This is a genomic window from uncultured Rhodococcus sp., assembly GCF_963525155.1.
Taxonomy (GTDB): domain Bacteria; phylum Actinomycetota; class Actinomycetes; order Mycobacteriales; family Mycobacteriaceae; genus Rhodococcus_F; species Rhodococcus_F qingshengii.
The window spans coordinates 1-11,156 of the sequence record NZ_CAURKP010000168.1 but is presented as its reverse complement, the minus strand read 5'-3'; the positions used below and the strand labels follow the sequence as shown (position 1 = coordinate 11,156).

Below are 11,156 nucleotides of genomic sequence, written 5' to 3'. Positions count from 1 at the left end.
ACTCTGAACCCGGAGGTCACCGAGCACACGCCTCGGTGACCCATTCCGGCGTGCTCTCAATTGCCCGCCCACTCCAAAAGATCTTCGGCGGTCCAGGTATTGATCACCCGATCGGCTTCGACGCCGCACTTTTCGGCCCGGTCACAGCCGTAGCCCTGCCAAGCCAGCTGACCGGGGGCATGGGCGTCAGTGTCGATGGAGAAAAGACAATCGAGATCGCGGGCCAACTCGATCAAACGCGAAGGCGGGTCACGACGCTCCGGTCGGGAATTGATCTCAACGGCTGTGCCTGATTCGCGGCAGGCCTCGAACACTTTCTCCGCGTCGAACTGCGACTCGGGCCGGGTTCCGCGAGCACCCTCGACAAGACGCCCGGTGCAGTGTCCGAGAATATCGACACGCGGGTTTCGCACTGCAGCAAGCATTCTGCGGGTCATCGCCTCACGTTCGGACCGCAGCTTGGAGTGGACGCTCGCCACCACGATGTCGAGTTCGTCGAGCAGATCGGGATCCTGGTCGAGTGAACCGTCCTCGAGGATGTCCACCTCGATTCCCGTGAGGATGCGGAAGGGAGCCAGTTCGGCATTCAACCCGGCTATCACGTCGAGTTGAGACCGTAGGCGCTCCGCGGACAGCCCGTTTGCAACTGTGAGGCGAGGCGAATGGTCGGTGAGGGCGCAGTAGTCATGGCCGAGTGCTGCTGCGCGTCGCATCATCTCTTCGATGGGGCTTCCACCATCGGACCAGTCGGAGTGGGTGTGGAGGTCGCCGCGCAGCGCTTGTCGCAATGGGCTGTCGCCGATGGGCTCAGCCTGCCCCCGCAGTTCCTCGAGATACTCGGGGATGCCGTCGTACGACTGAGCGATAATCGTGGCAGTCTTCGGCCCGATGCCGGTGAGGGCCTTCCAACTGTCGGCTTTCCGGCGAGACTCCTTCTGCTCGTCGGACAATCCTGAAAAGACCTCCGCAGCTCGGCGATAGGCCTTGACGCGGTGCGTTTCAGCGCGTGATCGTTCGAGCCAGTAGGCGATCTCCCGAAGCGCTTCATCCGGTTCCATGAGACCACTGTTCCGTCAGCAGCGGCTCGCGGCAACCCTTGATCCCCTTACGCTGTGAATATGGACGACCCGAGAGCACGATTCGAAGCCGCGCGGGTGGCTCACCTGGCAACGGCAGATGCGGCCGGCGTTCCGCACATCGTGCCGCTGGTATTCGTCTTGGTCGGCGGCACCGTCTATTCCTGTGTCGACCACAAACCGAAAACCACGATCGCTCTTCGCAGGCTCCGGAACATCACCGAGACGGGGCGCGCAAGCCTGCTGGTCGATCATTACGACGACGACTGGTCCACGCTCTGGTGGGTCCGCGTCGACGGACATGCGGAGGTTCTCGACCCCGGCACCAAGGAGTCCGAGAGCGCGATCGATGCTTTGGCCGCAAAGTATCCGCAGTACGTAGATCACCGACCGCACGGACAGGTCATAGCTGTCCGCAATGTGGAGTGGTCGTCATGGTCCGCAGCAGCCTAAGGTTCTGTCCTAGTGTTCAAGGAGCGAAAGTGATTGCAACACTCTCAATTCGGACAAATTGGCGGGGGATCGATGAAACGACGGCAGTTACTTCAACGCGCAGCCACAGGTCTGGCGCTGGTAGCGGGACCTCAGGTGATCGACATGGGTAGCAGTTCCGGAAGCAGTCAAGACGCAACAAGTCCGTTGAACGAACAGTTGTCGGTTGTTTCGCTCTCACACGTGAACGACCCGGCGACGACGCCGGTTTTTCCAGGCGACCCCGAGTTCACTCTCGACGCAGCGGCCACCATCGCAAACGACGGCTACTACCTCCAGTACGTCAAGGAAGGTGAGCACACGGGCACGCATTGGGGCGCACCCGCACACTTCCAGGAAGGCGGCCTCACAGCCGACCAACTCGATCCGGCGGACCTCTTCCTCCCCGCAGTGAAGATCGACATCCGGGACAAGGCTGCCGCCGATTCGGACTATGCGCTCACGGTCGCGGACCTGCAGGAATGGGAAACGCGCAACGGCAAGATTCCCGATGGAGCGGCCGTAGTTCTCTGGACCGGGTGGGAATCGCGCTGGGGTAGCGAAGAATATGCCAACTCCGATGCCGAGGGCGTCACCCACCAGCCCGGCTTCTCGGTGGACGCGGCGCGGTGGCTGATAGACACCGGCCGTTTGGGCACCCGCGGAGCATTGGGAACCGACACGTTCGGTCCCGACCTCGGAAACGACGAAACCTACCCCGTCTCGACAATCCTGTACGACAAGCATCGAATCAGCCTGGAGAACTTGAACAATCTTGCCGCCCTGCCAACCACCGGGGCCAGCATCCTTGTCGGTGGTGCGATCAACAAGGCCGGATCGGGTTCACCGGCAACGATTTTCGCACTACTACGGCGATAACCATTTGCGACGGTCGCCGTAGACAACGACCGCGCCCTTCCCACTTCTCTTCGCCTCGTACATCGCCGCATCGGCCTGGCGAAGAAGAGTGTGCGCGCTGAGCGGTTCGTCCCCGAACTCGAACTGCGCGGACTCGAAATGCGCGACACCAACGCTCGCACCCACCGACACCGATGTGTCTGCCGTCTGATCGGACCTGAGCGCGTCGACGATCCGGCGAGCCACGACGACGGCGTCGTCGATCGTGCCCTGCAGGAGCACTGTGAACTCGTCGCCACCGAATCGAGCGACAAACGCACCCTCGGGAACCGCTTCGCGCAGACGTGCTGTGAGAGCAACCAGTAACCGGTCGCCGGCCGGGTGCCCGTATCGATCGTTGATCTGTTTGAAGTCGTCCAGATCGACAAGCATCAGCACCCAATCGGAGTTCGTGTGGCGATAGTTTTCGATGGCGCTCGCAAAGTGTTCGTCGAACGCGGCCCGGTTTGCAAGCTCGGTGAGTGGGTCGTGATGTGCTCGGTACCTCAGCTCGTCCTGGGCAGCGGAGATCTGTTGGAGGAGCGCGTCGTTCTCGAGGAGCGTGAGTATTTGGCGCACCAGTGCGAGAACCAACACGCCGACGCCGAGTATCACGACCACGGCATCGAGGTTGCCGACGATCAGCGCCTGAACAGTCACGATCGTCGCGATCACCGCGATCAACAGATACGGCAGCAGCAACTGAGTCCGATCGCTTCGCCACTGCTGCGGCGCGTTGCGGTTCCGAGGCTCGGTTCGCTTCGTCAGCGCCGCCAAGGCGATCAACGGCGGCCCCGCGATGAACCCGGCATCGGCGATCGTCGGCATACTCTCGGCGCCGATCGCCACCAAGTACGCGTACAGGCTGTCCGAAAGGGAGAGCATCACCAACCCGCACCCGAGGAACGTCAGCGGTTCACGGATCTCTGCTACGGCCTTCGGTCCGATGACCATCAGCAAGACCATGGCGATCAGAACGAAGTCGGTGATCGGATACATCACCGCGACAAGAAACCCGAGAGATCCCGTCGGACCGGTATGAACGACGGCGCCCAGGGCCGTCGTCCACGTGAGGATGAACAATCCACCGACAACGACAAGACCGTCGAGCGTCAGCACGAGCCAGAGATGGATCGGACCGATCGCCTCACGCCGGGGCGACTGACGCACCAACGACAGAAGCGCCGGCACGGCGAACACCGGGAACATGAAGAAACCGATATCCGCGATCGACGGCGACGGAAGTGGAACGTGGAGAACCGAGCGGTAGAACGCCCAGAAGAACATCCCGAGAGTCCAGCCGGCCATACCCAGAGCCATCAGAGTTCGCCAACGACGCTCGACGCCGTGATAGCGCCGCGATGTCCACCAACAGACCGCAGTTGCGGTGGCTCCGCCGACGAGCTGGGCGATATCGTCCACCAGAACCGAAGTTCGTGGGCTGAGCAGCCCGGATCCGGCGAGAGCGATGACCGCGACAACGACGCCGAGAACCAACCACGTGCGTCGCGCTCGGAACTGCGTCATCGAAGAACCCATCGGTGTTCAAGGCGTCACCACCGATCGTCTTGCAGCCGGCATCGTTGCGGCCGGAATGTTCGTGGTGACGAATGCCCGTACGAACCTACCCGATTTGGTAGCGGATTGTTAACTGGACGAACGATCAGGAAGGCTCGTACGCCGCGGCGCTGTACTCCGCTCGGGTCCTACGCCGCTGCGAAGTCCATTTCGCGATCACCCCTTGCGACGGGCTGAACAGGTACACCAGAGCGAACACGATGCCCTGCGTCATGACGACCATGCCACCGGAAGCCGTGTCGAGGTAGTAGCTGACGTAGATACCGGCAATCGCGCAGACTGCGGAAACGACGGGAGCTATCACCAGCATCCGCGAAAACTTGTCGGTGAGGAGGTAGGCCGTCGCGCCGGGGATGATCAGCATCGCCACCACCAGCACGACGCCGACGGCTTGCAACGCCACAACGGACGTGAGTGCGAGGACGCCGAGTAGCAGCGCACCCAGGCGCTTGGGCGAAAGACCTATCGCGTTCGCATGGATCGGGTCGAAGGCGAACAACGTCAGATCACGACGCTTGATCAACAGAATGCTCAACGCCAACGCGCCGAGTATCGCGACCTGCAGAAGATCGGACGAGCTCACCCCCAGCAGGTTGCCGAAAATGATGTGGTTGAGATCGGTCTGGCTGGGGGTCACCGAGATGAGAACCAAACCGAACGCAAAGAGAGTCGTGAAGACGATACCGATCGCGGCGTCTTCCTTGACGCGACTGGTGTTACGGATCAGTCCGATCAGGGCTACGGCGATCAACCCGAAGATCAAGGCCCCGATGGCAAATGGTGCGCCGACGACGTAAGCGAGGACAACACCCGGCAGCACGGCGTGCGAGACGGCGTCGCCCATCAACGACCACCCGATGAGCACCAACCAACAACTGAGCACCGCGCAGACAACCGCTGCCACAACCGCAACGGCCAACGCGCGCACCATGAATCCGTACTGGAGAGGATCAAGTAGGAGTTCTACGAGGTTCATCGATCAGGTCCTGTCCATCACGTCGAGACCGAAAGCCAGGGCGAGGTTTTCCGGTTGCAGCACGGTGTCCGGGTCGGAATGCACCAGGACCTTGCGCATGAGCAGTACCGCCTCGTCGCAAAGTTTCGGCACAGCGTGGAGATCGTGGGTCGAGACCAAGATCGACCGGCCGTCGGAAGCCAACTCTCGTAGTAGCGTAGAAATCGTTGCCTCGGAACGCTTGTCGACGCCCGCAAACGGCTCGTCCAGCAGCAGTATCGACGCGTCCTGCGCGATGCCGCGTGCGACGAACGCGCGCTTCTTCTGACCACCCGAGAGTTGACCGATCTGACGATCCGCAAATTCGGTGAGTTCCACCCGCTCGAGGGCCTCTGCCACCGCCTCGCGATCTGCACGCCGCGGACGTCGCAAGAATCCGAGGTGGCCGTACCTGCCCATCATCACGACGTCACGGACGCTGATCGGGAAGGTCCAGTCGACGTCTTCACTCTGCGGCACGTATCCGACGCGGCCGCTCTTGCGCGCAGTGGCTGCGTCGAGACCGGCGATTCTGACAGAACCGTTGTCCGGCTTGATCATCCCCATGATCACTTTGAACAGAGTCGACTTTCCTGAACCGTTCATGCCGATCAGTCCGCAGACGCTTCCGGAATTTAATGTCAGATCGACGTGGTCCAGTGCGTGGACCTCGCCGTAGTGAACGCTGACGTTTTCGACGCGAATGGCTTCGTTCATGATTTACCGCCGGTCAGACCGCCGAGGATGACGTCGGTGTCGTGGCGAATCATGTCCAGATAGGTGGGCACGGGACCGTCGGCTTCGGACAGCGAATCGACGTACAGCGTTCCGCCGAACTTCGCGCCGGTCGCCCCGACAACCTGCTGCATGGGGGCATCCGAGACCGTCGACTCGCAGAAGACGGCGGGAACGGAATTGGCTCGGACGAAGTCGATCGCGGCGATGATCTGCTGCGGCGTCGCCTGCTGCTCGGCATTGACCGGCCAGATGTACGCCTCGCTGAGTCCCGCGTCCCTGGCCAGATAGGAGAACGCACCCTCGCAACTGACGAGTGCACGCTGACCTGCGGGCAATGCCGCCAGCCCACTGACCAGGCCGTCCTGAACTGCTTGCAGTTCCGCCTTGTACTTCGCGCCGTTCTCCGCAAATGCCGAGGCGTTGTCCGGGTCGAGGTCGCTGAAAGCAGTCACCATGTTGTCGACGTAGATCTGCGTATTCAACGGAGACATCCATGCATGCGGATTGGGCTTGCCCGCATACGCGTCGCCGGCGATCGGAATGCCTTCGACGCCGTCGCTGACCACGACGTGTGGCACGTCCAGTCCGTTGACGAATTTCGCGAACCACGCCTCGAGGTTCATGCCGTTGTCGAGGATCAGATCGGCTTCGCTCGCCCGCCGAATGTCTCCGGGCGTCGGCTCGTAGCCGTGAATTTCCGCCCCCGCCTTGGTGATCGACTCGACGCGAAGATGATCGCCGGCAACGTTCTGGGCGATGTCCGACAGCACGGTGAACGTGGTGAGCACCACCGGGCGGTCGTCGTCGGAGCCAGAACTCACCGCAGAACAGCTGGACAGAAGCAGGGCGGCGAGGGCGGCAATTCCCAGGCGGCGGAAGTTCTTCGCGTCGCGTGTCGTCATGGTCGAACTCTAATATGTGGGTAAACAAATACACAAGTTCGTCTGGCCGAACAATCCTCACTCGATAGGCTCGCACCATGCGTCCTACTGCCTTGATCACCGGTTCCAGTCGCGGCCTCGGAGCTGCCATCGCACGCGAACTGGCGCCGACACACGACCTGCTGCTCGGTGCACGATCCGCACAAGCCCTCGAGCCGATCTGCGCCGAACTGCCCGGATCGACGCCCCTACCCCTCGACCTCACGGACTACGACGCCGTCGCGGTCGCCGCCTCGTCCATCACGACGCTCGACGTGCTGGTACACAACGCCGGCGTGGCCGACATCGGAACCATCGAGGAATCCTCGGTCGATCAGTGGCGACGCACCCTCGAGGCAAACGTCATCGCCGTCGCCGAACTCACGCGGGTTCTCCTGCCCGCGCTTCGTGCGGCCGGAGGTCACGTCGTGCTGATCAATTCGGGTGCCGGACTGCGCGCCAACGCCGGTTGGGGCTCGTATGCGGCCAGCAAGTTCGCCCTGCGCGCTTTCGGAGATGCGTTGCGCCTGGAAGAGCCGGCACTTCGGGTCACCTCCATTCACCCCGGACGGATCGACACCGACATGCAGCGCGACATCGTCGCGGGTGAGGGCGACGAGTACGACCCTGAGCGCTTCCTGAAAGCCTCCACTGTGGCGCGTGCCGTACTCACTGCCGTCGAAACACCGTCCGACGCACACCCCACGGAGATCGTGCTTCGACCTACCGGCCGGTAAATCCCCAGTTCGGCGGTAACGGAATGGTGACGATGGCCATCCGGATATCGCTTTTCCGGGCACTGGCCCGATACTGACATCAGTTGTCGGACAAAGAGACTGGACTTGTCTCAGGAGTTCATCGAGAGGTGGTGTGCGATGCATGATCATACGGATACATGGGGGATCCCCAGCCAGACTTTCCTTCAGTGGTACCTGGTGGCGGCTGCCGTCGCGATCGGACTCTCGCTGTACAGCCGAATGACTGCGCGCCGGTCACCGGTGGTCGTCGACGCTGTCCGTCGGCCGCTCACTCCTCCCGAGATCGGTGCCTTGACCAGTGACTACCAAGCGGTGCTGGCGTCGATGGCTATTCTGCGCAGCGCCGAGCTGATCAGCACCGAAGGCAAGACCAAGCTGGCACTCACTGCGGAGGACAAGAATCGTCTCGACTGGTTCACCCGTACGGTGCACAAGCGGCTCGGCAACGGAAAGGTCCCGCTGCGGCAGGTGCGTCTGATGGGACGGCTGAACGTCGCACTCGCACAACTACGTACGACGTTGATCGACGAGGGATATTTGCAACGCCAGCAGGACGGTCTGACCGCTGCCCTTCGGACCGTTCCGATCGTGGCGGTCATTGCTCTCGGCGTAGTCCGTCTCGTCGCCGGAATCGCCGGCGGTAAGCCGGTCGGGTTCCTGCTCCTCACCATCATCGTTCTCGCTCTGATGATTCCACTCCTTCGCATCAAGCGTCGTCGGACAGCTTTGGGAGACAGCGAGCTTCGACGCCTCAAGCACGAAAACTCGTACCTCTCACCTAAACTGCGGCCCGCGTACACGAGCTACGGTCCCTCGCTCGCCGGGCTCTCGGCGGCGCTCTTCGGTGCGGGCGCTCTGGTTCTGATCGATCCGGCGCTGGCGGGAGCGGTAGCTGCGGGCGCCGCGTACAGCCCGGGTGGCGGAAGTTCGAGCTACTACAGTTGTGGCTCCTCATCCGGATCATCCGGCTCGGACGGCGGTGGCGGCAGTGGGAGCAGTTGCGGCGGCGGGGGGTGTGGGGGATGAGCACGCATGCAGCCGACACCTGGGGGATCCCCAGCGAGGACTTCCTGTACGGCTACATAGCCATGTCAGTCACGCTTATGGTTCTGACTCTGGTGTGGCGTCTGATGATTCGGGCACGCCGGTACAGGCATTCCGCCGAGCACGGGTATTCCGCCGAGCAACTGACGCCTCCGGAAGTCGGAATGCTCACCGGCGCGTCACGCGCCCTCGCAGCGTCGTTGGCAATCCTGCGTAGCGCTGATTTGATCACCACCGACGGAGCCGTCCTGCGCCCGTTGGGCCCTGGCGACGAGACCCTGGACTGGTACACCCTCACCGTGTACCAGCGCCTCGCCCAGCAGGCCCTGCCCCATCGTCGGCGGCAACTTGCCGAGCGCATGACGGTGGAAACGGCTCGCCTACGAAACTCGTTGGCGGACCGGGGATACCTGACCTCCGACAGCGCCAGGCGTTCAATCTTTCTCTCCACAGTTCCGCTGAAGATCCTGGTGGCCGTGGGTATCGTCCGCATTGCTTTCGGACTGCACAACGACAAGCCCGTCGAGTTTCTGATTCTCGCCGTACTCGTCACCGGGTTCAGCATCCCGTTGCTCGGGCTCAACTTCGATCGAACCACCTCGGGCAAGGCGGCACGTTCGGAACTGACCACGGCACATGCCTACCTGTCCCCGCGCAACAAGCCTGCCTTCTCCGCCTACGGACCACGTTTGGCGGGAATGTCCGCCGCTCTCTTCGCCGGTTCGGCGATGCTGATGATCAATCCCGCCTTGGCCTCCGCCGCCGGAATCGGTGCCGACGGCAGCGGAAGTAGCGGGGGTTCGGACGGTGGCGGTTCAGACGGGGGAGGCAGCAGCTGCAGCGGGGGCGGCGGATGTGGTGGTGGCGGCGGTGGATGCGGGGGATAGCCGCGCCCGGGCGAGCATAAGCGCTGCGGCCTCGGTAGTGATGCCACGTTCCTCGCTCAACGAGTACACCTCGTCCAAGGTTCGACCGATGCCTCGGGTTCGTTCGACGACGTCGTCTTCGTTCCACCCCAGGACTTCTCGCCCGACGAGGTGAAAGGCTCCGCCTGCGTTCGCGACGAAATCAGGGGCACAGAGAACCCCGCGGTCTCGCAGAACCTCACCGGCAGCGGCATCGGTCAAGATGTTGTTTGCTGCGCCCGCCACGGCCAGAGTCGGAATCGACGCAGCCGCAGCGAAATCGATGATGCCTCCCATCGCGCAGGGGGCAAAGAGGTCACACGGTGTTCGGAGGACCTCGCCGGCAGGAACGACCGTGTGCCCCGCGAGAGAAGCCACCTCGAGGCGCTGCGGGTCCGTATCGGCAACCAGCAGACGTGCGCCAGCCTGCGCTGCGAGACGGACGACGTCGCCGCCGACGGCGCCGAGCCCCTGTACCAGTACCGTTCGGCCGTCGAGTGTTCCGAGTCCTCGGCGACGCGCCGTGGCCTTCATCGCTTCGAACACACCCAGAGCGGTGGCGTGCGCGCTGGAACCGGCGCCACCGTTGCCGACCGAACGCCCGAAGACGTATCTGGTGGTGCGGCTGAGCTGATCCATGTCGGAAGAGTTGGTGTTGACGTCAGGACCAGTCCAGTAGTTTCCTTCGAGCTTGTCGATGTTCTCGGCGTGGATGTCGAGGATACGGGTCCAGGTTGCGGCGTCGATCTGATTGCGCGGTGCAGGTAGCGCTATTACCGACTTCCCGCCACCCATCGGCAGGTCGGAGACAGCCATCTTCAAAGTCATTGCACCGGCAAGCTTCCCGGCGTCCGCCAGAGCGTGGCCGATCGAGGGATAGTGAGCGGCCCGCGTGCCACCCGACGCCGGTCCCAGACGGGTGGAGTCGATTCGAATCACGAAAGTCGTGCCGGTCGCCCGATCATGGCGTGTGACGGTCAGTTCACCGTCCCAGCGCAGTTCGTCGTCGATACTCATTGAATCTCCTTTTCTGTCTCCGGGTCAGTTGTGGGCGTGCAGTGGTGTTCCCGCGAGTGCGAGCATGGCCTCGCCCAACGCTTCGTTCTGACTGGGGTGCGCGTGGATGAAACGCCCCACTTCATCGGGAAGTGCTTCCCAGGCAACGGCCAACTGCGCCTCACCGATCAGTTCGCCGACGCGGTCTCCCACCAGGTGAACTCCGACAACAGGGCCTTTCGTTCCGCTTCGAATCACTTTGATTCCGCCGGTAGTTCGCAGGATCTGACTCTTGCCGTTACCTGCCAGGTCGTAGATGACGGTGGAGACGTCGGCATACTGCGTGCGCGCCGCCTCTTCGTCGAGTCCGACCGATGCAACTTCGGGATGTGAGTACGTCACGCGAGAAATCAGATGTTCGGCGACCGGTATCGGATCCTTGCCGGCAATCTGTTCGGCCACAAAGATTCCCTGCTGGAAGCCTCGGTGCGCCAATGCAAGACCGGGCACGATGTCACCGACCGCGTACAGACCGTCCACGGACGCACGGAGTCGTTCGTCGGTGACGACAAATCCCTTATCGAGGTTGATTCCGTTTTCTGCGAAACCGCTACCGTCCGTGCGGGGGCCGCGGCCGACGGCGACCAACAGTAGGTCGGTGTCGAATATCGTTCCGTCGCCCAGTTCGACGCGGACCGAATCGGCTGCTTCTTTCGCGGAAGCAACCTTTGTGTCTGTCTTACAGACGATTCCACGTTTCCGGTATGCCCGCTCCAGCT

The 11,156-nt window shown here is 62.5% G+C and carries 12 protein-coding genes; 5 read left to right on the top strand and 7 right to left on the bottom strand.

Translation table 11 applies throughout. The features are described from left to right. Positions 1-56 precede the first annotated feature (56 nt). Positions 57-1,058 carry a PHP domain-containing protein gene (locus tag RWT78_RS23990; protein WP_003942580.1) on the bottom strand — a complete coding sequence of 334 codons (1,002 nt, stop codon included), beginning with the start codon at positions 1,056-1,058 and terminating at the stop codon, positions 57-59. A 60-nt stretch (positions 1,059-1,118) separates the two neighbouring features. Between RWT78_RS23990 and RWT78_RS23985 the strand changes: the two genes are divergently transcribed. Then, complete coding sequence (locus tag RWT78_RS23985; RefSeq protein ID WP_399552187.1) at positions 1,119-1,529, top strand: TIGR03668 family PPOX class F420-dependent oxidoreductase; 411 nt, start codon at positions 1,119-1,121, stop codon at positions 1,527-1,529. Between the two features lie 144 nt (positions 1,530-1,673). After that, positions 1,674-2,426 (top strand): cyclase family protein, encoded by a 753-nt coding sequence (locus RWT78_RS23980; RefSeq protein WP_314681434.1) that lies wholly within the window; start codon positions 1,674-1,676, stop codon positions 2,424-2,426. Here the strand turns inward: RWT78_RS23980 and RWT78_RS23975 are convergent. The 4 genes from RWT78_RS23975 to RWT78_RS23960 all read right to left on the bottom strand — a co-directional run bounded on the left by RWT78_RS23975 (position 2,415) and on the right by RWT78_RS23960 (position 6,656). Beyond that, positions 2,415-3,971 (bottom strand): GGDEF domain-containing protein, encoded by a 1,557-nt coding sequence (locus tag RWT78_RS23975; RefSeq protein ID WP_065456423.1) that lies wholly within the window; start codon positions 3,969-3,971, stop codon positions 2,415-2,417. The genes RWT78_RS23980 and RWT78_RS23975 overlap by 12 nt on opposite strands. A gap of 136 nt (positions 3,972-4,107) precedes the next feature. Beyond that, positions 4,108-4,998, bottom strand: coding sequence for a metal ABC transporter permease (locus RWT78_RS23970; RefSeq protein WP_003942568.1), 891 nt, complete (start codon positions 4,996-4,998; stop codon positions 4,108-4,110). Positions 4,999-5,001: 3 nt separating this feature from the next. Continuing rightward, positions 5,002-5,733, bottom strand: coding sequence for a metal ABC transporter ATP-binding protein (locus RWT78_RS23965; protein WP_003942501.1), 732 nt, complete (start codon positions 5,731-5,733; stop codon positions 5,002-5,004). Beyond that, the gene (locus tag RWT78_RS23960; protein WP_047272640.1) at positions 5,730-6,656 is read right to left on the bottom strand and encodes a metal ABC transporter substrate-binding protein; all 927 of its coding nucleotides are present in this window, start codon (positions 6,654-6,656) and stop codon (positions 5,730-5,732) included. Before RWT78_RS23960 ends, RWT78_RS23965 begins: the two co-directional genes overlap by 4 nt. Positions 6,657-6,733: 77 nt before the next feature. Here RWT78_RS23960 and RWT78_RS23955 point away from each other — a divergent pair, with 77 nt between their 5' ends. From RWT78_RS23955 to RWT78_RS23945, 3 genes are all read left to right on the top strand, one after another. Continuing rightward, complete coding sequence (locus RWT78_RS23955) at positions 6,734-7,411, top strand: SDR family oxidoreductase (RefSeq protein ID WP_269611400.1); 678 nt, start codon at positions 6,734-6,736, stop codon at positions 7,409-7,411. A 138-nt stretch (positions 7,412-7,549) separates the two neighbouring features. After that, positions 7,550-8,458, top strand: coding sequence for a TIGR04222 domain-containing membrane protein (locus tag RWT78_RS23950; protein ID WP_064113141.1), 909 nt, complete (start codon positions 7,550-7,552; stop codon positions 8,456-8,458). After that, positions 8,455-9,363 carry a TIGR04222 domain-containing membrane protein gene (locus RWT78_RS23945; RefSeq protein ID WP_314681424.1) on the top strand — a complete coding sequence of 303 codons (909 nt, stop codon included), beginning with the start codon at positions 8,455-8,457 and terminating at the stop codon, positions 9,361-9,363. Before RWT78_RS23950 ends, RWT78_RS23945 begins: the two co-directional genes overlap by 4 nt. Here the strand turns inward: RWT78_RS23945 and RWT78_RS23940 are convergent. Then, positions 9,292-10,398, bottom strand: a complete 1,107-nt coding sequence (locus tag RWT78_RS23940) for a Glu/Leu/Phe/Val dehydrogenase dimerization domain-containing protein (RefSeq protein ID WP_314681421.1) — start codon at positions 10,396-10,398, stop codon at positions 9,292-9,294. The two genes, RWT78_RS23945 and RWT78_RS23940, sit on opposite strands and share 72 nt — an antisense overlap. Before the next feature lie 24 nt (positions 10,399-10,422). Next, a partial coding sequence (locus RWT78_RS23935) for an FAD-dependent oxidoreductase (protein WP_314681419.1) occupies positions 10,423-11,156 on the bottom strand: 734 nt, incomplete at its 5' end.